Annotated in this window: 19 protein-coding genes; 8 read left to right on the top strand and 11 right to left on the bottom strand. The window is 70.1% G+C overall.

Features of this window, described 5'->3' with window-relative positions; all coding sequences use genetic code 11:
• Positions 1-19 precede the first annotated feature (19 nt).
• A complete protein-coding gene (locus ACSP50_RS30585) occupies positions 20-1,264 on the bottom strand; it encodes an MFS transporter (RefSeq protein ID WP_014693172.1) in 1,245 nt (414 codons plus the stop codon).
• Between the two features lie 212 nt (positions 1,265-1,476).
• On the opposite strand from ACSP50_RS30585, the gene ACSP50_RS30580 reads away from it, so the two are divergent.
• Both ACSP50_RS30580 and ACSP50_RS30575 read left to right on the top strand, forming a co-directional pair.
• On the top strand, positions 1,477-1,971 hold the full coding sequence (locus ACSP50_RS30580) for a chromosome partitioning protein (RefSeq protein ID WP_231956749.1): 495 nt from the start codon (positions 1,477-1,479) through the stop codon (positions 1,969-1,971).
• A 116-nt stretch (positions 1,972-2,087) separates the two neighbouring features.
• Positions 2,088-5,504 carry a hypothetical protein gene (locus tag ACSP50_RS30575; RefSeq protein ID WP_080128083.1) on the top strand — a complete coding sequence of 1,139 codons (3,417 nt, stop codon included), beginning with the start codon at positions 2,088-2,090 and terminating at the stop codon, positions 5,502-5,504.
• Between the two features lie 152 nt (positions 5,505-5,656).
• Here ACSP50_RS30575 and ACSP50_RS30570 read toward each other — a convergent pair whose 3' ends face one another.
• The 3 genes from ACSP50_RS30570 to ACSP50_RS30560 form a co-directional block, all read right to left on the bottom strand.
• A complete protein-coding gene (locus tag ACSP50_RS30570; protein ID WP_014693169.1) occupies positions 5,657-8,143 on the bottom strand; it encodes a sigma-70 family RNA polymerase sigma factor in 2,487 nt (828 codons plus the stop codon).
• 149 nt (positions 8,144-8,292) lie between these two features.
• Complete coding sequence (locus ACSP50_RS30565) at positions 8,293-10,617, bottom strand: sigma-70 family RNA polymerase sigma factor (protein WP_014693168.1); 2,325 nt, start codon at positions 10,615-10,617, stop codon at positions 8,293-8,295.
• A gap of 143 nt (positions 10,618-10,760) precedes the next feature.
• Positions 10,761-11,111, bottom strand: coding sequence for a LysR family transcriptional regulator (locus ACSP50_RS30560; RefSeq protein WP_014693167.1), 351 nt, complete (start codon positions 11,109-11,111; stop codon positions 10,761-10,763).
• Between the two features lie 416 nt (positions 11,112-11,527).
• Between ACSP50_RS30560 and ACSP50_RS30555 the strand changes: the two genes are divergently transcribed.
• The 4 genes from ACSP50_RS30555 (at position 11,528) to ACSP50_RS30540 (ending at position 15,272) form a co-directional block, all read left to right on the top strand.
• Positions 11,528-13,342, top strand: coding sequence for a right-handed parallel beta-helix repeat-containing protein (locus tag ACSP50_RS30555; protein ID WP_014693166.1), 1,815 nt, complete (start codon positions 11,528-11,530; stop codon positions 13,340-13,342).
• Between the two features lie 310 nt (positions 13,343-13,652).
• The gene (locus ACSP50_RS30550; protein WP_014693165.1) at positions 13,653-14,039 is read left to right on the top strand and encodes a TipAS antibiotic-recognition domain-containing protein; all 387 of its coding nucleotides are present in this window, start codon (positions 13,653-13,655) and stop codon (positions 14,037-14,039) included.
• 352 nt (positions 14,040-14,391) lie between these two features.
• Positions 14,392-14,805, top strand: coding sequence for an SRPBCC family protein (locus ACSP50_RS30545; protein WP_014693164.1), 414 nt, complete (start codon positions 14,392-14,394; stop codon positions 14,803-14,805).
• Complete coding sequence (locus ACSP50_RS30540) at positions 14,805-15,272, top strand: hypothetical protein (RefSeq protein WP_014693163.1); 468 nt, start codon at positions 14,805-14,807, stop codon at positions 15,270-15,272. Before ACSP50_RS30545 ends, ACSP50_RS30540 begins: the two co-directional genes overlap by 1 nt.
• A gap of 74 nt (positions 15,273-15,346) precedes the next feature.
• On the opposite strand, the gene ACSP50_RS30535 is transcribed toward ACSP50_RS30540, so the two are convergent.
• Positions 15,347-16,081 carry a CPBP family intramembrane glutamic endopeptidase gene (locus ACSP50_RS30535; protein ID WP_014693162.1) on the bottom strand — a complete coding sequence of 245 codons (735 nt, stop codon included), beginning with the start codon at positions 16,079-16,081 and terminating at the stop codon, positions 15,347-15,349.
• Between the two features lie 152 nt (positions 16,082-16,233).
• On the opposite strand from ACSP50_RS30535, the gene ACSP50_RS30530 reads away from it, so the two are divergent.
• Positions 16,234-17,427 (top strand): serine hydrolase, encoded by a 1,194-nt coding sequence (locus ACSP50_RS30530; RefSeq protein WP_014693161.1) that lies wholly within the window; start codon positions 16,234-16,236, stop codon positions 17,425-17,427.
• A gap of 21 nt (positions 17,428-17,448) precedes the next feature.
• On the opposite strand, the gene ACSP50_RS30525 is transcribed toward ACSP50_RS30530, so the two are convergent.
• The 5 genes from ACSP50_RS30525 to ACSP50_RS30500 all read right to left on the bottom strand — a co-directional run bounded on the left by ACSP50_RS30525 (position 17,449) and on the right by ACSP50_RS30500 (position 24,294).
• Positions 17,449-18,111, bottom strand: a complete 663-nt coding sequence (locus ACSP50_RS30525) for a response regulator transcription factor (protein ID WP_014693160.1) — start codon at positions 18,109-18,111, stop codon at positions 17,449-17,451.
• Entirely contained in the window at positions 18,108-19,295 is a 1,188-nt protein-coding gene (locus ACSP50_RS30520; RefSeq protein ID WP_043512489.1) for a sensor histidine kinase, read from the bottom strand. The genes ACSP50_RS30525 and ACSP50_RS30520 overlap by 4 nt, the downstream gene beginning before the upstream one ends.
• A gap of 148 nt (positions 19,296-19,443) precedes the next feature.
• Entirely contained in the window at positions 19,444-21,012 is a 1,569-nt protein-coding gene (locus ACSP50_RS30515) for a GGDEF domain-containing protein (protein WP_014693158.1), read from the bottom strand.
• A 411-nt stretch (positions 21,013-21,423) separates the two neighbouring features.
• The gene (locus ACSP50_RS30505) at positions 21,424-21,828 is read right to left on the bottom strand and encodes a hypothetical protein (RefSeq protein ID WP_014693157.1); all 405 of its coding nucleotides are present in this window, start codon (positions 21,826-21,828) and stop codon (positions 21,424-21,426) included.
• Between the two features lie 180 nt (positions 21,829-22,008).
• Positions 22,009-24,294, bottom strand: a complete 2,286-nt coding sequence (locus tag ACSP50_RS30500; protein WP_014693156.1) for a bifunctional diguanylate cyclase/phosphodiesterase — start codon at positions 24,292-24,294, stop codon at positions 22,009-22,011.
• A 412-nt stretch (positions 24,295-24,706) separates the two neighbouring features.
• Between ACSP50_RS30500 and ACSP50_RS30495 the strand changes: the two genes are divergently transcribed.
• A complete protein-coding gene (locus tag ACSP50_RS30495; protein ID WP_014693155.1) occupies positions 24,707-25,234 on the top strand; it encodes a winged helix-turn-helix domain-containing protein in 528 nt (175 codons plus the stop codon).
• Positions 25,235-25,456: 222 nt separating this feature from the next.
• Here the strand turns inward: ACSP50_RS30495 and rsgA are convergent, their stop codons facing one another.
• Positions 25,457-26,500, bottom strand: a complete 1,044-nt coding sequence (rsgA, locus tag ACSP50_RS30490) for a ribosome small subunit-dependent GTPase A (protein WP_014693154.1) — start codon at positions 26,498-26,500, stop codon at positions 25,457-25,459.
• Between the last annotated feature and the right edge of the window lie 15 nt (positions 26,501-26,515).

Raw genomic sequence — 26,515 nt, 5'->3', positions numbered from 1 at the left:
ATAACTCGTCAAAACCAGGTTAGGCGAGGTCACGCTTTCCGCGCAGCGAACTGCCCCACAACACCGCCGGGGTGAGGAAGGCCGCGCCCACGATGACCCAGAGCGCCTCCCGGTTACCGAACGAGGTGGCGAGCACGCCCGCGGTCACCGCACCGACCGGGACCGCACCCCAGGAGATGAAACGGACCGTCGCCATGACCCGGGCCAGCAACTCGGGCGGCGTGGTTGCCTGCCGATGGGTCCGGGTGAGGATGCTGAGGACGACGATCCCGATCGCGAATCCGATGTTGCCGACGGCGAAGAGCACCAGTCCCCACTTGGCGGTGGCAAGCGGCAGGAGGAGCGCGAAACAGGCACCGACCAGAGTGGCCCACCGGATCGCCGGCGAACTGCCGAGCACCTTGGACAGCCGGGTCGTCACGGCGGCGCCGATCAGGCTGCCGACCCCTTCCGCGGCGAAGAGCAGGCCCACCACACCGACCGGCGCCCCCAGCGTCCGGACCAGAAACACCGGGGTGAGAGCCATCAACCCGCCCGCGACAAAGTTGATCGTCGTGGCGGCGGCCACGCATGGCCGGACGACCTCGTGATGGACGACGTACCGCCAGCCGTCCCTGATCATTCGCCCGGCGGACGCGTTGCGGGTGACGGGCGCTGCCGCCTGCGGGCGGGGCAGGCTCGCCAGGAGCACCGCCGACGCGAGGTAGCTGATGACGTCGACCACCAAGCTGGTCACCGCACCCAGAAGCTGCACCAGGATGCCGCCGAGGGACGGGCCGGCCACCTGGGTCACCGCCTGGGAACCGGAGGTGAGGCTGTTGCGGGAGGTGAGTTCCTCCTTGGTCACGATGGCCGGGAGGAAGGTGGAGTTGCCGACATCGAAGATGACGCCCGCAAAACTGATCACCAAGGCCACCGCGACGACCTGTGCCAGGGTGAGTATCCCGGCCAGATGTGCGAGCGGGATGGATAGCAGTGCGGCGGCCCGGGCGACATCCATGGCGATCTGCGTGCCGCGCAGCGGGAATCGATGCACGATGACACCAGCGGGCAGTCCGATCACGATCCAGGCGATGAAGCTGGCGGCGGTGATCAGGCTGATCTCGAACGTCGAAGCGTGCAGCACCTGCACCGCGACCAGTGGCAACGCCATCGCGGTAACCGCATCGCCGGCCGAACTGACCGTTGATGCCGTCCAATAGCGCCAAAACAGACTGGATTGTCGTCCGCCGACCGGTGTGGTCTTCTCATCGGTCGAAGTCATGGACAAGCCTCCACAAATGCGTGTCAGGTCGATGGATGTGGATCACCATACACACCGATAGACGGCGGCCGGTCCATCGAATCGGGCTACCCGGCGGCGGCTCCTTCCGCGGGCGTACGGTCCGCTCGGGCGAGGGTGGCGTACGGGTGGAGCGTTACGGTGGTGTGGGCGGTGTCCACACTGGTGGGCTCCCGGGGGAGGTGGCAGGACTCGTGCCGGTGGTGGAGGCGTCGGTGGTCGCCGGGATGGTGATCGCGTGGGCGGTGCGCAAGGCTCGTAAGGCTGCTGGCCGCGCGGATGAGACGGTGGACGCGGCGATCGACGCGGGCGCGGGCCGGTTGCATGATCTTGTCTTGTCGCGGCTTGGTGGTCCGGTGCAGGAGGATTTGGCCGAGGAAGCGGCGAGTGAGTCGGGGCAGGTCAGTGAGTTGACTCGGCAGCAGGTCGAGTTGGCGGTGGCTGCGGCGGCGCGCCGGGACGAGACGTTCGCCGAGACGGTGACTGATCTGTTGGAGCAGCTGCGTCAGGCGGACCGGGCGGCGGGTACGCACATTTCGGCGGCGCCGGGGTCGGCGGTGTTCATCGGTGACGTGACCGCGACCGCGTACGACGATGCGACGGCGATCGGGCAGGCCGGCACCGTGAACATCGGTGATCGGCTCGGGGAGCGGCCGGACCCTACCCAGCCGGGTCCGTCCGGCCACTGACCGGGCTCGGTGACGGTGGCGCCCTGACCGGGGCGCCGGGGTGGCGCAGCATGCCGGGAGCGGGAGTGCTCGGGCATGGTCAGCAGGGCGGGGTCAGGGTCGGTACGGCCACGACGGTGAACGTGTTCCTGTCCGCGGCAGGCCCGTTGGTGACAGCACGGTCGGCGTATCTGGCGCAGTTGCGCCGGATCGCGCCGCCGGTGTTGGAGGGCCGCGAAGCCGAGTTGGCGGAACTGGCCCGGTTCTGCGTGGAGCCTGGGCGGGGTTCGTATGTGTGGTGGCAGGCGGACGCGTGGGCAGGCAAGTCGGCGTTGTTGTCGACATTCGTGCTCAATCCGCCGGATGAGCTCAGTGCGCGGGTGCAGGTGGTGGCCTTCTTCATCACCGCCCGGCTGGCCGGGCAGGACACGCGGGAGGCGTTCGTTGCGGCGGTGACCGAGCAGATGGGCGGGTTGACCGGCCGGCAGCCGCCGACCGTGCCCGACGAGGGGCTACGGGAGGCGTGGCTGCTGGATCTGCTCGACCAGGCCGCCGCTGCCTGCACCGCGCGGGGGGTGCGCCTGGTGTTGCTGGTCGACGGCCTGGATGAGGACCGCAGCAGCGCCGCCGGCGTCCACGCGCACAGCATCGCCGGGCTATTGCCCGGCGACCCGCCGGCGGGGATGCGGGTGATCGTGGCGGGGCGGCCGAACCCGCCGGTGCCCGACGACGTGCCGGACTGGCACCCGCTGCGGGATCCCGGCATCGTGCGCCGGCTGTCCCCGTCGCAGCATGCACGCGATCTGCGGCGGCTCGGCCAGGCAGAACTCAAACGCCTGATCAAAGGCACCGCAGTCGAGCAGGACCTGCTCGGCCTGCTCACCGCGGCGCGTGGTGGCCTGTCCGGGCCCGATCTGCGGGAGTTGACCGGCGCCGGGCTGGCCGAGATCGAGGACGTGTTGCACACCGTGGCCGGGCGGACCTTCACCCGCCGCACCGCCGAATGGGATCCCGACAGCGGACCCGAGGTGTATCTGCTCGGCCACGAGGAACTGCAGCATGCCGCTACCGCCTACCTCGGCGAACCCCGGCTGGCCGGCTACCGTGCCCGCCTGCACGCCTGGGCCGACACCTACCGCACCACCACCACCACCGACGGCCGCCCGCCGTGGCCGGCAGGCACCCCGGAATACCTGCTGCGCGGCTACCCTCGCATGCTGACCACCACCGGGGATGTGCCGAGACTGGTCGCGTTGGCCACCGATCCGGAGCGCCACGACCGGATGCGGGATGTCAGTGGCGGCGACAACGCCGCTTTGACCGAGCTGGCTGCGGCCGCCGCGCTGCTGCGACGGGAGGCCCATCCCGATCTGCGTGCGTTGCTGCGCCTGGCCGTGCACCGCGACCGCCTGCTCCGCCGCAACGAGCGGATGCCGGATGAGCTCCCAGCAGTGTGGGCGGCGCTCGGCAACCGCAACCGCGCCGAGGCGCTGGCCCGCGCGATCCTCCGTAGCGACCGCGGCGCGGACGAGGCCCTGACCCTGCTGGCGGAGGAGGTCGCGCGGAACGGCGACTACGACGAGGCACGGCAGCTCGTGGCAGAGACCCATCTGTACGCACGCGCCGGAGCGTTCTGCCGCTTGGCCATGCTGGCCCATACGGGCGGAGGCGACGAGCAGCCCGAGGGGCTGTTGGCGGCCGCCGAGAGGGCCGCCGCGGCTGTGACGACCGACGTGGAGGTTCGCAGTTTCGCGTTCGGGCACGTCGCGGTCGTGCGCGCCGCAGTCGGCGACCTCGCCGGCGCGCTCGAGACGATCGACAGGATCGAAGTCCTGGATCGCGGCTTCGGTGAAGTACTGATTCGCGTCGCGGAGCTCGCCGCGGCCATGGACGACGAGCCGGCCGTCCGCGCGATCGTCGATTACTGGCGACCGGACGGCTTCGAAGACCCGCCGCAGTGGTTGCTCGCGCAGTCGGTGATGCTGGCGGAGCTGGTCGGTGATCTCGAGCGAGCCGAGGCCAAATCAGCCCTGATCACGTCGGAGACAAGCCGGTGTGCGGCACTTGCGTTCCGGGTACGCGCGGCCGAGGCTCAGCTTGCCGCGGACTACGCCCGCTCGGCGGGGGACATCGCTCTGTCAGCGCCGGACGAGAATCGCGTCACGGCGCAACTCCACGTCGTGCGCGCCTGGATCGCGGCACGGGACCTCGAGGCGAGCGTCCAGACGCTGCACGAGATGTCGGTCCGCGAGGACCACCATTTTCCTGATCGATCCGCACTCGAGCGTGCCCTTGAGGCGGTCGCGGAACAGGCGTTGGCGAACGGCGAGGTGGAGCTGGCGGCGGGCCTCGCGGTGGTCGCCGCGGAGCGTGGTCTGCGCCGGGCGAACGCTGACATGATCCTGATCCGTGCCCTCGTGGACCACGGGGAGTTGTCACGGGCCGAGCGCATCGCGCGGGCGGGCACGGACTTCGCGGCGAACGCGAACGCCTTGGCGGTCGTCGCATACGCCCGCGCCCGCGCGGGCGACCACGAACGGGCGGCCGAAATCGCCATCGAGATCGAGCAGTCGGTCCGCACCGCCGCCGGCCTCGATTCGCCGGTCGCGCTCGCCGAACTCGCCCTCGTCCTGCTGAAAACGGGCTCACACGAGCATGTCGGCCGGCTTGTCGCACAGATCCTCGGCGGCATCATGTCCGATGCGCAGGACGACTACGACCGCGAACTGGTGGCGGTGAGACTTGTCGGCGAACTGGTTCGGTGCGAGCGGTTCGCCGAGGCGCAGGCGCTGACGAACGCGCTGGACCCGGACGGCGACTCGTGGATCACCGACGTGTACACCTACGCCCGGCGCAACGACGGTCAACGCGGGCAGGTCATCGCCGAGCCGGAGGCTGCGGAGCCGGTCGAGGTCCGTATCGGCGTGTCGATCCAGGGAAGCAGTGACCAAGAGATCCGCGACCTGTTCGAGGCGGCGGAGCGAAGGGAGCGGCCGTACTACACGGCGGCCTTGGCCGAGGCCGGACGCGTCGAACTCGCGGAGTCGCTGGCCCTCGGTCTCGACGATCTCAACGAGCGGACCGGGGCGCTGGCGCCGATCGTGCGGCCGGCCTGCGAGCGTGGCGACGTCGAACTCGCCGAACGGGTCAGCTTGGCGATCCCGCAGGACCATGAGCGCGCGAAGGCACTGGCGACGATCGCTGGGCAGGTGCCGGACGATAAGGAGCGGGCGGATCGCGCGGAGGCGGAAGCGCGCGGCGTGCGATTTGCGGAGGAACGGTCCGAGGCGCTGGCGGCGTTCTCGGCCGCGATGTTCGCCGTCGGCGACGTCGACCGGGCGCTGTCGGTCGCCCGCAGCATCGACCGTCCGCCCGAACGGGCCAAGGCTCTCCTGGCGATCGCAGATCAGCTGTCGCCACCGGCCCGGCGGCGATTGATCGCGGAGGCGCTGTCCTTCGCCGCCTGGGACGTCGTCCTACCGTGGCTCGTCGCGCATGAGCCGGCTGCGTTGGACGTCGTGGTCGAGGAGCTCGGCGTGACCGGCGACGCCTGATCGGCAGCGCTGGCGGGGTTTGCCGGTCAGCCTGAAGCGCTTCCCCGGTCATCACCGAAGTGCCGGCAGTCACGCCGGCGACGCCGCGCCCGGCACCGGGGCGGCCGCGCTACGGCAGAACCGATCAGCCGGCCGGCGTGCGTCCGCCGGCGTCAACCGACCTCGAAGGGGACGTCCGCACCGACCGGCCGGCCCCCGACTCCGGCTCGGGCGGCTACTCCCGACCCGGCCACCCGGTACGGGCTCAGGTCCGCCGCCCGGCGGGGAAGTTGGACGTCGGCCCGGCTCGGGAAGGGGTCGCCGGTCGACACCCGGGTACCCACCGGCCCGACGTTCGTGAAGAGATTGTGGTCGGCGGTCACTTGGAGACCCGGACCGTCAAGGCCGAGCGACGGCCGCTGGGCGGCACTGCGCGAGAGGAAGATGTTGTCCCGCAGGGTGATCGAGGACTTCCTCGTATCGCCCAGGTTGAAAATGCGAATCTTCGAGATGACCGTGTTGCCGGTGAAGGTGGCATTCTCCATGCCCTGTGGCATCCAGAAGACGCCAGGCCCGCTGGCGCCGTCGATGACGTTGTTCTCGATCCGGAAGCGTTGCGAGATGTCGCGGCCTTCCTCGCTGTAGAGGGTGTACAGCCCGCAGTAGACGTAGTTGTCGTGGAAGTAGAGACCGTTCATGCCGGCTTCGACGGCGTACATGTTGCGCCGGCTGTCACAGGGCAGGTCGAAAAAGGAGTTCGAGACCTCGAACGTTGAGTCGAATGATCCCAGCTGTCCCAGGGAGAGCGGCGCGTTGATGCGTAGCCGGGTCATTTTCGTGCCGATCGAGCGGACGTTCCAGAACTCCGCGCCGAGCGTGTTCCATTTGGCGCACCGGGCTTGACTGACGGCGATGTCGATGTCGGCCCACACCACGTTGGTCATCGTGACGCGACTGTTGCGCAGATCGCCGCTGGTGTTGCCGGCTCCGTCGTCGATGGGCGACGCCTTGATGCCGTAGCCGATGTTGTCCCTGGCTGTCAGGTTGGTGATCGTCGTGTCGGTCAGGTTGCCGACCGTGAAGTTGCCGGAGCAACCGTTGCCCCGGTCTTCGGCGTTGTTGTTCAAGGTCAGATCGTGGAACTTCGACCCGACGATGTCCGCCAGCTTGATGCCGTTGGCGCGAAAATTCTGGACCGTCAGGTGATGGACATCCAGACCGTACAGGCGATTGAGCCATAGCCCCGTTTCGGCCGGGCCGCGTTGCGTGGCCGAGACGCCCCCGCGCAACGCGAACCGGGCGATCTGCTGCCGGTTGGTCCTCTCGGTGGCATTCTGCACCCGGATCAGAATCGGGGCGCTGCCGGTGATCGTCGATCCTCCGGCATTCTGCCCCGCACCGATCAGGCTTGCCCCCTTGGCGAGGTCACACGTCTTGTCACCCAGGTCGTAAGCCCCTGCTGCGAGGCGCAGAGTGCCGTTCACCGGCACCGCGGCACAGGCCTGGGACAGGGAGTTGAAGGGGCGGCCGAAGGAACCGTTCCCGCCGTTCGGCGCCTTGGCGGACACATAGCGGGTCAGTGGCGAGTCGGCGGGGCTGCTGACGGGTGGCGCGGACACCGACCCGACCGGCGACGGGCCCAAGCTGGTCGTCGGTGCTGCCACGACCGTCTGCGACGTGGTGCTCTCCCGGGGCGCGGGGGCCTGCGCCCGGGAGTACGCGTACACCGAACTCAATGTCAGGATGGTTGCCGTGGCGGCCGCCACGGCGGCGGGCTTACCGGCAAGCACCTTGCCCACGTGGCCCGGCTTGGGGCGGGCACCGATGGAAGCCTTCGAAGCGGCCATCTGCGCCGTCGCGGTGCCGACCGCGTCGGCGAGGGCCGGCGGCGCTACCAGCAACGGAACCCCACTGAGCAGCCGGTCGGCCGGCACCAAACCGTGCCGGGCGCGACCGCAGCCCTCACACTCATCAAGGTGCCGGGCCAGTCGCTTGCGCCACAGCGGCGCTGCGGTTCCGTTCCAGCCGGCCGCCACGTCGGCCAATACGGCGCACCCGTGTGCGGTGCCTTGGAGCCGAAGGACACGAATGATGGCACGGGACAGGTCCAAGCGTTCCCGTAGCCGCTGCAGCCGGACCCGCAGGTGGCCAGGGGCGAGCTCGGCAGCCGCGGCAAGCTGTTCGCGATCGAGCTCACCTGCCAGTTCCAACCACCAGAGAGCGAGCAGATCCCGATCGTCAGAGTCCAGCCAGCCGGTCGCCTCGGCGATCTCGCGGCGCTGTTCGCTCAGTGCCATCCGGGCCAGGATCCGCCTCTCCTGGTCAACCGTATCCGCGACGCCCTCGATGTCCTCGTCCACCGACTGGTCGAACTCCCAGCTGTGCATGCAATGGCGCCGGTTGCTCTCGCGTACCGCGATGGCCAGAACCCAGGACCGGAACCTGGCCGGGTCCTGCACGGAGCTGATGTGGCGAACGGCCCGGAGAAACGTCTCCTGCACGACGTCGTCCGCATCGGGCCCTGAGGTTCGCCGGCGCACGACCGAATACACCACGGGCAGGCACCGGCGGATCAGTTCGCTGAGCGCGGCACGGTCGCCACGCTTCGCCGCCTCGGCGAGGGTGGCCTCGTCGGCCGCCCTTACGGCTCGTTGTTCCACCGGTTAAGCCCCTTCTGTAGCGCCAGCAGGGCCTGTGTCTCAGCCCGTCGCCAAGTGGACCCTGCCGACGGCGGCGCGTAACACAAATCCGATCTGCGCTGTGCAGGACACCCTGTCGTCGAAACGCCGTTCATGGTCGACCTGGCCGCCTACCGCACCTCGTACGCTCCGCGATCCACTGGTCGAGTCCGAGGCATGCGGTCCGCGTCGATGCCGGGAGCAGCCTTCGCGGTACCGCTGTCGATGGCCGGATCGCCCGCGCGCAGCCGGAAGTCGCCGTCCGCCGCATCCCGAAAATGCGGAGCCGACGTCAGCAGGTTCGGATCCGGCGGGGTGGAGCGACTGCCGGCAAGCAGATTGTGGTCGAACGAGACCCGGGAGGAGCCGGACACCTCGGCGGCGGGGACACCCCGGCCCGCGACCACGATGTTGTTGACCACACGAACGTCGTCGGCGAGGGTGATCGCAAGATCGGTGGTGATGGCCGGATGGGTGGCGTCGTGGTAGAGAGTGTTGTTCACGATGTCTATGTGGGCACCCTTGAAGACATTGATGCCGCGTCCGCCGTTGTTGTAGGAAACGTTGTTCTCCACCAGGACCCGGCCGGTGTAAGGAGCTTGGAACAGCGGTGCGCCGTGCACGTCCTCGTTGGTCAATGACTCGATGATGATGCCGTTGCCGTCGGTGATTTTGCGGGTGGTGCCGCTGCATAGGCATGGGACGAGGTTCTGATTTTCCGAACTCACGTTTCCCCGTACGACCATCTTCACATCGGTCCGGCCGTCGGAGTTCCAGAGGTTCGAGAACGAGATCCCGCTGCCGCCGTACGGTGAGTACCAGCCGTTACGGCGGGTCACGTTGTACGCCGCTGTCACATGGTCGGCGTACTGCACGGAGATCCCGGCCAGGGTGCAGTCGGTGAGAGTGTTACCCCATACCACCACGTGCGTGGGCCGCCGGGGCGGATCCGCGCGGGCCTGCTCGGTGACCGCGATGCAACTGTTGGACACGGCCGGATCGGAGACGTCACCGTTCTTCGCCGCCGCGATCTGTTGCGGACTCAGTTTCGCGCGCATCCCGGTCACCGTGAGGCCGGCGACGGTGATGTAGGAGGCGTGTACCCAGATGCCCTGCCACTGCGCGGCGTGGACCACCGGGTGGGCACCGGGGAACGCAGCCCAGGTGATCCACCGGTCCGGCGTACCGGAGCGCTCGATCGTCACCACGCTGTTGCGGCCCGGGTCGCTGTACTCGCCGTCGTCGACCAGCACCGTGTCACCCGGCTCGGTCAGCTCGCCGGCCCGGCGCAGCGTCCGCAGTGCCTCGTCACGTGTCCGACCCGAGTTGCCGTCGTCGCCCCGACCCGAGACGTAGAGGTAGCGGCCACCGTCGGTGGGCGGCAGCTGTCGCGCCGACCAGGAGGGCCCACCGGAACCGGCACCCGCGCCAATGGCCACCGTCGATGTCGGGGCCGGCGGCGACGGCGAGGGACCGGCCGAGTGGGCCGGTGCCGAGGTGGCCGGCGGCGGTGCGGTGACGACCACGGGCGCCGGCGAACGGTCGACGACGAACAGACCCACCGCCAGCGCGACGGCGAGTACAGCCGCGGCGGCGACGACACCGCGCCGTCCGCGTCCGCGGTGCTGCGGCCCGTCAGCCGAGGACGGCACCATCTCGTGACCGGCGACGATCGTGTCGAACAGGCGCTCGGGCGGCACCAGCAACGGCACGGTGAGCAGCAGCCGCTCCGGCGGCAACAAGGCCGGGAAGGGCGCGCCACACCGAGCACAATCGTCGACGTGCCTGGTCAGCCGTTTGCGCCAGACAGGCGCAGGGCTGCCGTCCCAACCCTTGACGAGGGCCCGCAAATCGTCGCACTTGTGCGGTGTGTCCAGCGCGGCGACCGCCTCGGCGATCAGGCGGCCGGCATGCAGCCGGGTACGCAATCGTTGCAGCCGGACGCGGGCATGGGCCGCGGAGATGCCCAGCGCTGAGGCCATCTCAGCGCTCGACATCGTGCCGACCTGCGTCAGCCACCACAGGCCCAGCAGTTCCCGGTCATCCGGGTCGAGCCAGGAGGTGGCGGCGGTGAGCATGCGGCGCTGCCGGGCGACGTCCACCCGGTGTACCACGTGGTCCTCGACGCCGGCCTCGACGGCGACCAGGTCATCGGTGTCGGCGAAGGTGATCCGCTGCTGATCGGCGCCGAGCCGATTGCCGCGACGCCGGGTCTCGCGTACCGCGATGGCTACCAGCCAGGACCGGAAGCTGTTGGGGTCGCGCAGACCGGGCAGGCCGGCCACCGCTCGGATCATGGTCTCCTGGGTGACGTCATCGGCATCAGCCCGGGGGAGCGTACGGGCGGCGATGTTGAAGACCAGGCCCAGATGATCACGTATCAGCCGGTCGAGCGCCGACTGGTCGCCACCCCGTGCCGCCAGGATCAGATCAGCGGCGACGCTTGGCGGGGTCAACGGCGTACTCCCTTCAGAACGACCGGGTGGAATCGTCACCGTGCCGTCGGCGGCATGTGCGGGCCAACCTGACCATGAGCCATCCCGTCGTCGCCGTGCTGTCGTCGCCCTGCCCGGGACTGACCGATCGTGTTGATGATCTTTCATACGGCACGGCAGGGCAGCCGGTTCACCGCTGTGGCGGTACCGGAAGCAGGTTCCGGCGGGTCCACCATCATCTTCTGGACCTCCGTCCAGCTGCGGGCGGCGTGATCGGTCCAGGCTTTGAGCAAGCGACCCGCCGTCGTCAACCGCACCACCCGGGTACTGCGGTCGAGCAGCCGAGCTCCGACGCTCTGCTCCAGCCGACGTATCCGTACCGACAGGGCCGGCTGGGTGATGCTCAGGCGGGCTGCCGCGCGAGTGAAGTTGAGCTCCGCGGCGAGCCTCTGGAAGGCCATCAGATCGCCCCAGTTCAGCGCGACATGCTCGGGCTCGCCACCATCCGGTCGCATCACAGTTCTCCCTTCCGCCAGCACGAGGTACTGGACTTTGCGGCGGAGACCCGTGGGGGTCAGCGGGGGTAACAGGATTCGAGGAAATTTCTGCCCCGCTCTCGAGGAGCACGCGGACCACGACGCGACCCGGCGAGCCAGTCGCGCGCCGTGCATCTCCGGAGACCTCACCGAACGGGTCGGCGTAACACGAAATCCGGAGCGGAATATTTTTCGTAGAAAATCGCAAACGTCGATTCATAAGCAATTCGATATTACTGCGGCATCAGCACCTGGAGATCGAGCTCTTTCACCCTTAAGTTTTCTTGAAATGACTGATGCGGGTTCGCATTAGAAAGGTGCTGTGGCTAGTTTGGGGGAGCCGCCGAACGAATCCTGGCGAGCATTCTGTGAACGAACAATCCCTCGGAGTAGTCGTGCCTCAGTCCTTGCATGTCGCCTGGCCCGCCGCCGGGTCGCGCCGCCGCCGGACACTTCTCATCGCCGTTTCCGCCGCGGTCACTGTCGCGGCAGTCGGCGTCACCGCCCGTATCGGAGCCTTCGCCGACGACAAACCGGCGATCCGCGATCTGACCCTGCTCGACGCCGTCGGCAATCGACCGGTGTCCGGCCGGAAGCCGCTGAGCGGTGATGAGACCGTGGACCTGGCGGCGTTGGGCACCCGCGAGCTGAGTGTTCAAGCGAATCCCGTGGGGAAGGTCGGCAGTATTCGGTTCCAGGTCGACGGCCGGACCACCAGGGTCGAGAATCACCAGCCATACCTGCTCAGCGGGGACGCCGAGAACGGTAAGGACGTCCTCCCGTGGACGCCCGCCGCCGGCAAGCACACCGTGGTGGTCACTCCGTACAGCCGCGCCGACGGCAAGGGGACCACCGGGGTCCCGATCCGGATCACCCTCACCGTGATCGACTCCGCGGGCACCGGAGCGCCGGCGCGATCGGCCGGGCGCACCGCCGGAGCGGGAATCGGTGGACCTACGTGGGCGGCCGGCACTCTCGCACCTACCCAGGGCGGCCGTCATCTGTACGTCAGCGCCACCGGCGACGACAAGCAGTCGGGTCTCACCGCCGCCACCGCCCTGCGCACTCTGCAGCGAGCAGCCGACATGACCCGGCCGGGCGACACCGTGGTGATCGGCAACGGAACCTACTCCGCCCCCGGAAGACAGTTCGTTCTCGGCATCAGGCACTCCGGCACGCCGGACAAATGGATCACGTACGCGAGTGCGCCGGGAGCCGATCCGCGGATCGAGGCCGCCGGCTGGCAAGGCGTCGCCGTGAACGCCCGGTACATCATCGTCACCGGGCTCACCGTGCACGGTGCCACGGACCGGCTGACCGCAAAACAGAAAGACGCGGCCCGCAACGGCGACGAGAAAGACCCGATGATCAACACCAGCTGCATCGCCGTGTCCGAGCCGTTCGGCGGCGGCGAGTCGACGTACCCACACCACGTGCGCATCCACGGCAACACCGTCTACGGCTGCCCGCTCGTCGGCATCAGTGCCATGCACTCCGACTACGTCCAGGTGACGAATAATCTGAGCTTCGGCAACAGCAACTGGTCGCCGTTCGGCGGCAGCGGCATCTCCCTCTTCGAGGCCTGGAACAGCGACGGCACCACCGGCGCCAAGCTCGTCGTCCACGGCAACGTGGTGCGGGACAATGCCTCGTTCGTGAAGTGTGGCTGCAGCGGCTTCAAGACCATCACAGACGGCGGCGGCATCATCGTCGACTCGTTCGACAACCGGGACGCCAGGATCAAAACTCCGTACCAAGGCCGCACCTTGGTGGAGAACAACCTGTCCTATGACAATGGCGCCCGTGGGATCAACGTCTTCCGCAGCGCCCACGTCGACGTCGTCAACAACACCGTCTACCACAACGGCGCACAGCCGTCGATCCAGGACAACATGAGCGTTATCCGGGCCACCGACGTACGTGTCACCAACAACATCCTGGTCAGCCGGGGCGCTGTCACCGCGGCCACCCGATCGGCGGTCACCGACGTGACTTTCGACTCCAACCTCATCGTCGGCACAAGCACCGTCAGCGACCCGCACCGGCGCACCGGCGACCCTCAGTTCGTCGACCCGGCCAACGGCGACTTCCGACTCGAGAGCGCCAGCCCCGCCATCAACTCCGCGGTGGGCTTCCCCGTCGCGCCGGTGGACGCCACCGGAGCGGCGCGCACCGGCAAACGGGATCTGGGAGCTTTGGAGACCCATTGATCGCGATCCCGGAGATTCCGGTGGCCCGGCCGTAGGACCGGACCACCGCGTCCTGAATCGATGGGTGGCGCCACAGTGGCGGCCATCATGGTCTTGTCCGCAGCCGGAGGTCCTGCGGCGGCGTACGCGGCCGTCGGTGCGATCGGCGCCGGCGCGACGGCCGCAGTGGGCGTCTACTTCCGCAAGAATTGATCCGGGTACGGAAAACCGCTTGCCGGGGCCGGGTGGACGTGCGACGGTTCGCTGCCGTTCGCGCCCACCGGCCGGGCGGCGGGTCCGTACCCCCTCACGACAGGGCATGACACCACAGATGAGCATTTCCACGATCGACACCGAGGATGCCGACCGCTGCCGGCGCGCGCTCGCCGAGGAGCAGGCCGCCAGCCTCGCCGCGACCGCCAACTGGGCGCACGTCGACAAGGACCGGGTCCATCGCGACTGGCACGACCTGTACGGCGAGATCGCCGCCGCCATCACCGCAGGCGCCCAGCCGCGGGACGAGGCGGTCCAGGAACTGATCGCCCGGCACCACGCCGTCGTCAGCCGGTTCTACACCCCCAGCATGGACGCCTACCTCGGGATGGCACTGCTCTACGCCGAGGATGAGGACATGCGCACCTGGCACACCTCCTACCACCCCCGGATGGTCGAGTTCCTCGGCGCGGCGATCCGGCACTACACCGACACGCGCCGCTGATCCGATGCGGCGTCGTCGCTTCCGGGGTGGGAAGCTCCGGGCGGCGTCCTCTTGAGGATCGGATGGGGCAGGACCTGGCGTACCTGGTTCGGTGTCCTGCCATCAGCGTCGGCCAGAACACCGCCACCTGTGCCGATGATCCGTCGGCGCGTACCGTGATGGACGGATCCGGCGAGGGCCGAAAGGACGCCGCTCGGAGGGAATCGTGTTCGCGGACAGCCGCCGGGCGAGTCCCACGCGCAGGATTTCCGGGACCGCGCTGCAGAAACGACGAAGCCGCCTGATCACGGCTGCCGGGGTTGCTGACGCTGTCATGACCAGAGCCACCGGGCCGGGAGAGAGGCGGGGGACTGTGCTGGATCGGTTGTCCGTGCGCCGCACCGTGGTGGTGTACGGGCCGCGCGCCGCGGACCACGTGTGGGACAGCTACGTACGGCCGCAGCGCTGGCCGGAGTGGTCGCCGCAGATCCGGTCGGTGGATTACCCCGCCGAGACACTCCGCCCGCACACCGGCGGCGTCGTGCACGGGCCGGTCGGGCTCCGGGCCGGATTCCGGATCACCGGCGTCGACCCGGCCGGTCCGGTGCGCAGCTGGACGTGGTCGGTGTCGATGCTCGGCGTCCGGCTCGTTCTGCGGCACACCGTCGAGCCGGTCGCCGGCGGCACCCGGACCGGGCTCACCGTGGACGGACCCGCTCCGCTGGTGATCGGTTACCTGCCGGTCGCCCGGTCGGCGCTGCGTCGCCTGGTCAGCCGGGACCGGTGATGGCGCAACGGCGATACAACTGCGGGTGCGGCAAGAAGCGGTACCGCGACGAGCCGGCCGCGCTGGCCGCCGCGGCCGCCGACGAGCGGGCCCATCAGGTCCCGGCCACCACCTACCGGTGCCCCGGCGGACTCGCCTGGCATGTGACCGCGCACGGTTTCCTGCCGGAGGCGTTGCGGTCGGTGGGGCGGCGGCTGGCGTACGAACTGGCCGAGCACGGCCGGGTCGACCTGGACGACTTCGGCACGCGGGTGCTTCGGCTGGACACGCGCCCGGACCAGCGGCAGCGCGACCGGGTCCGGCAGTGCGCGGAACAGATGGCCGGGCTCGGCCTGGCCCGGCCGGACGACGGCAGGCCGGCGCCGGGCAGTCACCTGGTGGCCGTGAACCTGCCCGGGTTGCGCCGGGTCGTTCAGGTCGGACTCGACGCGTACCGGCAGGAGCGGACCCCGCCCGGGCAACCCTGAGCCCCACCGTTCCGGTCGCCTTGGCGACGACGGACAACCAGGTCCTGCACCGGTGTCCATGAATGGCGATGCGTTCAGCTCGCCGCCGGCGGCGTGGCGCTTCCGGGCTGCCTCAGCAACCAACCGCCGTAGCCGACGAAGACCAGGACCACGGCGGCCTGCCACCACAGGGGCGCCGCCCCCGGGCTGCGCAACTGGAAGAAGTCGTCCATGGCGTGCAGCACCACCAACGGCCAGATCGAACCCAGGTGCCAGCGCAGCGCGGCATAGGCGAAGCCGAATGCCGTGGTGGTCACCACCTGGACGACCGAGTCATCCCAGGGCCGGCTGAACCACACCGCGCTCAGCGCGTGGCCGAGGCCGAACAGCACAGCGACGCCCACCGTGGCGCGGGTCCGGCCGAGCGGCCACAGCATGCGCTGCACCACCCCGCGGCTGAGCATCTCCTCGCTGACCCCGACGGCCAGGCACAGCGACGCGGTGGCGGCGTACCGCGCCGCACCGCCGGTGAGTCCGGGAGCGGCATAGGTCAGGTTCACCAGCAGGACCGGCACCGTCAGCCGGAGGCGACGGGTCACCGGCCGGCCGAGGCCGGCCTGCCGCCACCAGCGCAGCAGCGCCACCGCGGCCAGGGGCACCCCGGCCGCGACGAGGTTCGCGACGGTCGCGACGAGGTCGGCCGACGGCTCCGGCACGGTGCGGGGCAGCACTTGCACCGCGGCGTAGAGCGCCGCGTGCCACAGCACCGTCACCACCACGGCGGAGAGGACCGGATGAGCGCGCACGACAGCCTTCACATCGAGAATCATGGATCACCTCAGCTGCCTCCGGTATATCCCTGCGGGCGCATTCCTCCCTGCCCCCATGCCTACGGGCAGAGGGACGCCTGGTCCTCGGCGGCGATGACGACGGGGCCCGGCAACCGACACGCTGTCGTCGAACCCGTCGATCAGGAGGACACGTGAGATCACATCAGGGGAAGCGGCGTCTGCTTTTGCTCGCATCGGTCGTCGCGCTGACCGCGAGTCTGCTCGCCGGCACGCCCGGCGCCGCCGCACCGGCCGGTCACTCCGCCCAGGCCACTCTGGACAGCGTGCTGGCCGCTCAATATGCCAAGTCGCCACTGGTGCCGGGAATCGGCGCCCGGGTCGACGCGCCGGGCCTGCACTGGACGGCGGCGGTCGGCCACGACGATCGGGCGGCCGGCACCCCGCTGCGCACCGACGTCACCTTCCGGATCGCCTCGGTCACCAAGACCTTCACCGCGGCGGCCGTCCTCGCTCTGGCCGACCGGCACCGGCTGGACCTCGACGCACCCGTCGCCAGGTATCTGCCCCGCCCGTATCCGCAGCTGCTGCGCCGCGGGGGCTACCGCCCGGACCTGATCACGGTGCGGCACCTGCTCGCCCACACCAGCGGCCTCTACGACTACGGCGAGGACGCCGGCTACCAGGAGGCCGTGCTGAGCGACCTGCACCGCCACTGGACCCCGGCCGAGCAGATCCGATGGGCGATGGACCACGGCGCACCGTACGGCCGCCCGGGCGAGCGTTACCACTACGCGGACACCGGCTACGTTCTCCTGGCCCGCATCATCGAGTCCGTCACCGGCATGGCTCAGGCCACCGCGTACCGCCACCTGCTGCCCTTCTCCCGGCTCGGCCTGACGGCGACCTGGTTCGAGACGCTGGAGCCGGCCCCCGGCCACGCTGCGGACCGGCGCGAGCACCAGTACTACATCGACCCCACCTCCGGCACCGCCCTGGACGCCTACTCCGCCGACCCGTCCTTCGACCTGTACGGCGGTGGCGGGCTGGTCTCCAGCCTGGCGGATCTCGACCGTTTCTACCGCGGGCTGCTGGAGGGCCGGGTCATCAGCCGGTCCTCGCTGGCCACCATGCTGGCCGTCACGCCGGGCGCTGAGGGTGACCGGGCGGGCATGGGCATCTTCTCCCGCACCCTCGACGGCGTCACCTGCTGGTGGCACAACGGGTTCTGGGGCGCCGCCGCACTGTACTGCCCGCGATACCGGCTGGCCGTGTCCGTCACCACCGGCGCCTTCGTCGCCGATCCCGAGCACGCGACACCCGGCGCCATCACCGACGCGGCCGCCCTCGCGGACGCGGCGATCGGCCTGCTGCGGGCCAAGGGCTGACCGACGGACCGCGCTTCGCCGTCACCGCAGCGGCACCAGGCCGCCGCGATAGGCCAGGACGACCAGCTGGACGCGGTCACGGGCGTCCAGTTTGGTCAGCAGGCTTCCGACGTGTGTCTTCGCGGTGCCCGCCGTGATGTGCAGGCGGGCCCCGATCTCGGCGTTGGACAAGCCCTCAGCGACCAGCGCCAGCACCTGTCGTTCCCGGCCGGTGACCGCAGCCCACCCGGGCGGGACCCCGGCGCCCGGCGCCACCGGGCCGGGCCGGGCCGCGAACTCGGCGATGAGGCGGCGGGTGACACCGGGAGCGAGCAGCGCGTCGCCCGCCGCGACCACGCGGATGGCCGTGTGCAGGTCAGCCGGCGCGGTGTCCTTGAGAAGGAAGCCGCTGGCACCCGCCCGGAGCGCGGCGTACACGTACTCGTCGAGGTCGAAGGTGGTCAGCACCAGCACCCGCGCGGGGGTGTCCCCGGTGATGACGCGCGTGGCCTCGATCCCGTCCAGCTCCGGCATCCGGATGTCCATCAGCACGACGTCCGGGCAGTGGCGCCGGGCCAGGGTCACGGCCTGCAGTCCGTTCGCCGCCTCCGCCACGACGGTCAGACCGGCGGCGGCGTCGACGATCCCGCGCAGTCCCGCCCGCATCAGATGCTGGTCGTCGGCGACGAGGACCCGGATCGTCACGCGCCGCCCCCGGCGGACAGCGGCAGCCGGGCCACGACTCGGAAGCCCCGGCCGGGCAGCGGCTGAGCGCTGCACTCGCCGCCGTACACCGCCGCCCGTTCCCGCATGCCGGCCAGCCCCAACCCGCCGGCCGGGTTGCCCGCCGCGGCCGCGCCGACGCCCTCGTCGATCACCTCGACGGCCACGTCGTCCCGGCCGTACCGGACGACGACCCGCGCCACGTCGGTGCCGGCGTGCCGGACCACGTTCGTCAGCGCCTCCTGAATGATCCGGTACGCCGAGAGGTCCACGCCGGGCGCCAGCGTCCGTATCGGGCCCTCGACGCGCACCTCGACCCGGACACCTGCCTGCGCGGTCCGGGCCACGAGCCCGTCCAGATCCGCGAGCCCCGGCATCGGCGACACAGCCACCGCGCCGTCGTCCGTCTCGTCGCTGCGCAGCACCTTGAGCAGCCGGCGCAGATCGGCGAGCGCCTCACGTCCGGTGCGCTGGATGACGCCGAGCGCGGCGCCGGCCTCGGCGGGCCGCTCGGCGATGACGAGCTCGCCGAGAGCCGCCTGCACCGTGATCACGCTCATGCTGTGGGCCACCACGTCGTGCAGCTCCCGCGCGATCCGCATCCGCTCCCGGGCGGCCGCACGCCGGGCCCGGTCCGCCTCGACCTCACCGAGCAGGGCGTGGTAGCGCACCAGTTCCCTGTCGTAGCGCCGCTGCCGGCCCACCGCGAGCCCGACGGCCCACGCCGTGCAGAAGAGCAGCGCGTACACCAGAACCCCGCCGCGCAGGCCCGGCCGCGGCTGCGCGGTGCCCGCGGCGCCGGCCAGCGCCAGCAGCAGACTCCCGGCGACGACCACGCGCCCGCCCCGGAGCGCGGAGCTGAAGAGCAGGAACAGCATCGGAACGGCGGCGAGCATGGCCAGGGTGCCGGCGGCCGGCCGGAAGGCCGAGCTGAGCCAGCACCCGGTTGCCAGAAGCCCCAGCGCCACCAAGGGAAGACGCCGGCCGAGGACGATCGCCACCACGCCGAGCGAGCCGGCGCCGAGCGACGCGACGCCGGAACGGGCCGGGTGAGTCGCCACGGCCCCGATGATCAGGCCGTAGCAGGCGGCGAGGCCGCAGTCGATCACCACGCGGTGTCCCGGGCGCAGGGCCCGGGGCGCGGGTGGACGCGTTGGTGCGGTCACCGGCCCAGGCTACGACGACAGAACACGGCCGTCGCCGGTCGCCTTCACGAGTTTTCCGCCGCCGACCACCCCGATGGTGACCGGCGAATCGCGGCAGAGGTCTTCGCGCACGGGGCCGTCGTCCCGGCCGGTCGTCAGGATCCCGGGGTCACCTCAGGTCGCTGCCCTGGTCCGCGAAGGCCGTCAGGTTCGGCTCGGGGTCCGGGACGTGCAGGGACCAGGCGTTCGCCGGCTTCTGCAGTTTCGCGGCGTACATCGCGAGGTCCGCGTCGTACAGCAGCTTCCGGATCGCTTCGGCGTTGCTGTCCGGCAGCGCCGTCGCTTCCATGACGGCGACCCCGATGCTGGCCCCCGGCCGGCGCGGCTGGCCGGCGATCATGACCGGCTCGGCCATCGCATCGATGATCCGCTGGGCCACCGTGACCGCGCCGGCACTGCCGCCACAGTTGTTCATCACCACCGCGAACTCGTCGCCGCCGAGCCGGGCCACGGTGTCCGACCCGAGAACGCTGTCCTTCAAGACCTTGGCGAACGCGACCAGCATGGCGTCGCCGGCCTCGTGGCCGAGCGTGTCATTGATCTGCTTGAAGCCGTTCATGTCGATTTGCAGCACACCGATCGGGGTGTCCAGGCGGCGGCTGCGCTCCAGAGCGCGCGCCAGGCTGGCATGCAGCTGTCTGCGGTTCGCCAGGCCGGTGAGATTGTCCGTCACGACCAGCTGGTGGTTCTCCCGGAGCGCCACCAGCTGCCGGGCGGCGACCGCCCCGGTGACCAGGGCGGCTCCGGCCACCAGACCGGCCCACGGGTAGAGACCGGCCAGCCAGGCCGCCCAGAACAGCACCAGGTACGCCACCCCGGTCGCGAGGTACGGCAGGGAGCTCACCCGCCGCAGCGGCTCCTCCTGGCGCTCGGCGAGATGCTGCCGGCTCGCCTGGTGGCACTGCAGGGCGGCGGCGAAGGCCATCAGGTACCAGGCGGTCAGCCAGCAGCCCAGCTGCCACGTCGGGGTGCCGCCGGCGTGCGGGTGGCTCTTGATGTAACCGAGATAGGCGTCGCCGACGATCAGGAAGGACAGCGCGGTGATCAGGAACAACACCGGCTTGCGGTCGGCTGTGGTGCCCCGCACCAGCACGATGACGGCACCCAGCAGCAACGCCAGATCGCCGAGCGGGTAGCCCATCGCGGTGGCCAACTGCAGGGCGGACAGGCCACCGGCGGCGACCGTGGGCCCGATGACCAGGAACCAGAGGATCATGAACCCGCAGCCCACCACGGTCAGCACGTCCAGCAGGTTCTTCGTCGCCTCCCGGCGGCTGCGGCCGGTGGTGGGGAAGGTGAGCAGACCGGCCAGCATCGCCGGGGGGAAGAGCGCGTGCGCCAGATCACCGAGCGACGGCACGACGGCCGTGTTCCCGGCCTGGCCCGTCGCGGCGTAGCCGACGATCGACAGGATGAGGGCGGCCGAGCTCACCGCGATCAGCGCCCATGCCCGTCGCGACCGGCCCGGCAACCCCCGGTGACGGGCGGCGCGGACACCGAAACCCAGAGCGATGATGTTGCCGGACAGGAAGCCCACCGGAATCACGGTCGCGAAGAAGGCGGCGCTGCCCCGGGTCGCCAGGAATGCGCCGGCGAGCACCAGGTAGCAGCCGGCTATCACGATCAGGCCCCACGGCGGACGCGGTCTCTGCCGGCCGAGTGTCGTGCTTCGCTGCATCACCGCTCCGCTCTCACCGATCGTCGTCGGGCACATCGGCCGGATTCCGGTGCAGTTGAGCGCCGCCGCACCGTGACCTCACCATCCCCGGAACCGGACACTTCCCGGCGGAGGCGATGATCAGTGAGGAATCGGCGCAGGGGCTGGTTCGCAGTGGCAGGTGTGACGGTCAGCGTTCCGCTCACGGTGATGTCGATCGGGTCGTCGCCGTGCGGGTGTCGGTGCAGCTGCCATCGGGCCTGCTGGACCGCCGCGGCATCGGTCACCACCTCGACCGGGTCAGCCGCGCCGGACGTCGCCTTGAACCCGTTCATCATCCGGGTTCACGACGCACACGACGCGGCTCGCCGTAAGGGGACCTGATCGGCCTTCCGGAAATATGCTCGCCGGCGAGCGCCCAGGCGGGCGGTCTTACTCCTGTGCCGGCTTCGCTGTCTTGGCCGCGGCCAGATCAGCGCGCAGCTTGGCCAGGTCCTCCTTCACCGCCTGGTGAGCGGGGTTGGCGGCGATGACGCCGGCCTTCGTGGTCGCCGAGTCGACCTGCTTACGCCAGGCCGCGGTGTCGGACACCGTCTTGGTGATGTCAGCCAGCAGGATCGTCTTCGAAGCCGCAAAGTGCGGCTTGCTCGCGACTTTTGCCTGCACCGTCTGCATCTTGGCGGCGATGTGCTGGGCCTTGGTGTCCACCGCCGCCTGCATGCTGGACAGGGTACGGGCGGGCTTCGACGACGGCGTCGCCGCGAACACCGGACCAGCGGCAGCAACAGCTGCAGCGGCGGTGGCTCCGATGAGAGCCAATCCCCAGGCAATCCTCATAAAAACCTCAAATCGGTCGTAGTGTGCTTTTCCGGCGACAATAATCTGTCAGCCGTAGGTGTCCCAACACGAAGCGGCCGATTCACCGGATCGCGGTCGTCCACCCGGCGGCCAGACCGGTGCACCGCTCGATCAACGAGCGCGACCGACACCGACGAGGCGGTCCGCGGTGTTGCCGGGTCAGGCAGCCGCGTCCTGCCGCTGCAGAACCAGCAGGCCCGTGATCTGTGCGGCCTCCATCGGCCGGCCCAGGTGGTATCCCTGCCCGGCGGTGTAGCCGAGCCTCTGCAACCGCACCGCCTGCGCTTCGTTCTCGATGCCCTCGGCGACCGCCTCCAGCCCCAGGGCATCCGCCAGCTGCATGACCGCGCGGGCCACCGCCTGCCGGGCGTCGGCCCGCGCGGTACCCGGCTCGTCCAGTTCGATGCCGTCGACGAACGACTTGTCGAGCTTGACCATCGCGACGGGAAAGGACCGCAGCAGACTCAGCGACGACTCACCCGTGCCGAAGTCGTCCAGCGCCAACCGCACCCCGAGCTCGTTGACCTCGTGGAGCACCCGCGACACCCGAGGCCCGCGCAGGACCGACGATTCGGTCAGTTCCAGGACCAGCTTCTCGGCGGGCAGTCCGCTGTCGGCCAGCGCGGCCCGGACGTCATCGACGAAATCGGGGTCGTGCAGTTGACGTACCGAGACATTGGGTTCGACCTTCTGCAGGGCATCGGGCCCGAACTCGGCCAGCCAGGCGGCGGCCTGCCGGCAGGTCTCCCGCAGGACCCAGCGGCCCAGCGGCACGATCAACCCGGTGCGTTCGGCGGTCGTGATGAAGTCCAGTGGCGGCACCAGGCCACGCTGCGGGTGATGCCAGCGTACGAGCGCTTCGACCCCGATCATCCGGCGGTCGGCAAGATCGACGACGGGTTGGTAGAGCAGCCGGAATTCGTCGGCGTCCAGGGCCCGGCGCAGGTCGGCTCCCAGCTGCGCGTCGGCGAACACCGGCTGCTGCAGGTCGGCGGTGTAGCGGATCCAGTTGCCCTTGCCGCGTTGTTTGGCGGTGTGCAGCGCGATGTCGGCGTCACGCAGCAGACCGCTCGCCGTCGTCCCGGGCTTCGCCCCGGCGATGCCGATGCTGGCGTGAACCAACAGCCGGTGCGCGCTGATCGGCGCGTCGAACGCGGTCATGAGCCGCCGGGCCACCGAGTCGCCGACCGCAGCGGGCCCATTGATCAAAACCGCGAATTCATCACCGCCGAGACGCACTGCCCGCCCGTCGTCACCCACCGTGGTCTGCAAGGTCAGGGCGAACGCCGCCAGCAACTCGTCACCGACATCGTGGCCGAGGGAGTCGTTGACGGTCTTGAAGTCGTCGAGATCGGCCAGCAGCACGGTGGTGTCACCGGATGGCAGAGCCGTGTCCAGCCACGAGCGGAACAGCGCCCGGTTCGCCAGCCCGGTCAGCGGGTCGTGGGTCGCCTCGTAGAGCAGCCGCCGCTCGGACTCCTTCCGTTCACCCAGCAATCGGACGTTTTCTCGCATGACCAGGTACTGCCGGGCCATGACCAGCCCGATGACGAGGGTCGCCATGACGGCCACCACCTGGCCCCGGTCGCCGGTCCGGCGCAGCAGCACATCGGTCATCGTCACCTGAACCGCGGCGACCGCCAGGTACGGCAGCCAGGTATTCGACCGCCGTGGCGGCGCCGCCGTGGAGACCTGCTGCCGGTGGGCCGCCAGCGTGATCAGCACCGGCACGAACGGCAGGACCAGCGCCTGAGCCAGCAGCGGCCAGTCCGTGCCGCGGTCGACCACGAGGATGGCCACCACGGCGGCGACCAGGCCCGTCCCGGCGAGCAGCCGGATGGCGACCCGGTCGACAGGGCCGCCGTTGATGTGGGAGACCTTGGTGATGCTGGCCGCCGCCAGCAGGAACGCCAGCATCATCATCGCGGTCAGGGGCAGATCCCTGGGGCGCGGGGAGTAGACCAGCGGCACGAGGCCGAAGTGAAACAGCACCGCCGTGCACCCGAGAAACGCAATGGTCCGGTCCAGCCACTGCCGTCCCCGTTCGTACCCGCTGGTGACACCCAGCGGGACCCGGGCAACGGCGTAGATCGCGACGAGCACGCCACCGCAGACCCCGACGGTCGCAACGGCCGGCATCGGCGGAAAGGCCGGGCGGCTGCGGAACGCCGCGACCGCCAACACCCCGTACCCGACTGCCAGCAGCAGGCAGCCTGCGGACAACTGAAGCCAGAACCGTCGACCGGCCGGCGCCGGCGCGACGGCGCGCACCATCGCCCGGATGGCCAGCACCGCCGAGAGCAGGCCGGCCGGCATGAACAGATACGCCACCGCCATCGAGCCGATCCCGGTCGACGACCACCAGAGGAACCACAGCACACCGGCTGCCGCGATTCCGGACGTGACGGCCGAATGCCACCACGGTCGTCGACGCAGACTCCCCATACCGGCACGGTCGGCAGCTTCAGGCAAATCTGTAGAATTGTCCCGAGAGTAGTTGTAACCGGCCGAGCCGTCGGCGCGGTGAAGCCTGACTTTTCAGCTGTCCCATGATCGCTGCCTCCCCACCGAAAAAGCCGAAAGAGGCCCCGAGCCGATCCGGGTTACGGGCCCGTCAGCGCAGTCGCGCCGAGGGCTTCTACCAGTGGATATACGGTCCACTTCGCGGAGGGACCGAGCACCCGTGCGACTGCCTGAGTTCTGCGGGCGTGGGAGCAGCATGCCGCCCAGTGCTGAAAGTTGTCGCAAAGTTACGTAGGGTGTCTCCTCGTGTAGTGAAAGTGGAGGATCCATCCGGGTTCGATCCGTTCCAACGGATCGCACGGGGGAACGGCATGGACTAAACCAGGGAGACCTGATGCGGACACTGGCCGACCACCCCTTGACTGCTGGCCCGGAGCTGACGCCACCGGCGGAGCCGGCACAGGTCACCGTGACGGTGATGCTGCCGGATCTCGATCACCTCCCCGCCTGGGCGACCGTCTTGCAGGACTGGCTGCGACAGAGCTCCGGCGACCAGGCCGATGAACCACGTGACGCCGCCGGCACCGACCAGCCGCAGACCGCATCGGCACCGGCTTCGGTACCCGAACTGGTGGTGAACCCGACCGCTCGCACCGCCCATGTGGTCGGCCGCGCGCTGCGGCTGACCCGGCAGGAGTTCGACCTGCTGCTGTTTCTCACCACCCACAGCGGACGGGTGTTCACCCGCCTGCAGCTGATGCAACAAGCGTGGAAAGGACCCGCTGACCGCAACGAACGCTGTGTCGACGTCTACGTTCGGCGGCTGCGGGTCCACCTTGCCGGCCGGGGCCCGAAGATCACCACCGTGTACGGCGTCGGCTACCGCCTCGACGACAGCCACCACGCCACCGTTACCACGTAACGCGCATCGGCGTGTGATCAGGGAGCGGGTGCGTACCAGGATCGGTGGTTTCCGGCTCTCGGTTGGTAGGTCTCGGCCGCCGGTAGGCAGCATGGGCCAGAACAACGCCGTACGCCCGCCGCGGCGCGGCGACGGGAGCATGGCGCGCCGCGGGAGGCCACGGATCTGCCGGGCGGCGTCGCCCCGGCCGGCTTGCGGCCGGGGCGATCGGGTGTCGCCGGGTCAGCGGCGCTTGGCCTCCTTGCACATCTGCTTCCAGACCTTGCGCTGCTCGGCCATCGCGGCCGGGTCGTTGCGTCGGTCCTGGTACGCCTGCTCCCGCTGGATCCTGCGCCAGCTCTCCAGCCGTCGCTCCGGCAGCGAGCCGTCCCGGACCGCCTCCTCGACGGCGCAGCCGCGGTCACCGGCGTGCCCGCAGTCGCGGAACCGGCAGTGCCGGGCCGCCTCGGTGATGTCGGCGAACGTCTCGCCGACGCCCTCGTCGGTGGTGAGCAGGTCCAGCGAGCGGATCCCGGGCACGTCGAGCAGCACTCCGCCGGCGGAGGTACGGAACAGCCGGCGCGTGGTGGTGGTGTGCCGGCCGGCCCCACCGGCCCCCACCTGCTGGACCTGCTCGTTGCGGCCCTCCAACGCGTTGAGCAGCGACGTCTTGCCGACTCCGGAGGCGCCGAGCATGGTGGTGGTGGTACCGGGGCCCAGATGGCTGCGCAGCTCCTCCAGGCCCTGCCGATCGAGGGCGCTGGTCACCAGCACCGGGACGCCGGGCGCGGCCTGGCCGGCCTGGTCCAGCGCCGCGCCGATGTCGGGGCAGCCGTCGGACTTCGTCAGGACCAGCACCGGTGCGGCGCCGCTGTCCCAGGCCATCACCTGCAGCCGCTCGATCGCCTCCAGGTTCAGCGGCCGGTCGATCGGCTGCACGATCATGATGGTGTCGATGTTGGCCGCGAGGACCTGGGTGTCCTTGCCGTTCGGGTCCGGCCGTTGCAGCGCGGTGCGCCGCGGGCCGACCTCGACCACCCGCCCGTCCTGGACGGCCACCCAGTCGCCGGCGACCGGCCGCAGGTTCAGGTCCCGGCCGAGCTCGAACGTGTCGTGCACGGCCGGGCCGTCGCCGGGGAACCAGGCCAGTTCCAGCGCCCGGCCGTGCATGATCACCACCCGGCCCGGGCGCCGGCCATCCGGAGTGTCGGCGAACCGCAGGTCGTCGGCCGGTGACCAGCCGAGCTCACGCAGGTCGTCCGGGTGGACCGAACGGGGCGAGTCCATACGTGCGTACCTTCC

The sequence above is a fragment of the Actinoplanes sp. SE50/110 genome, from assembly GCF_900119315.1.
Taxonomy (GTDB): domain Bacteria; phylum Actinomycetota; class Actinomycetes; order Mycobacteriales; family Micromonosporaceae; genus Actinoplanes.
The sequence above is the reverse complement of the archived record's forward strand: the minus strand, read 5'-3'. Positions and strand labels throughout refer to the sequence as shown.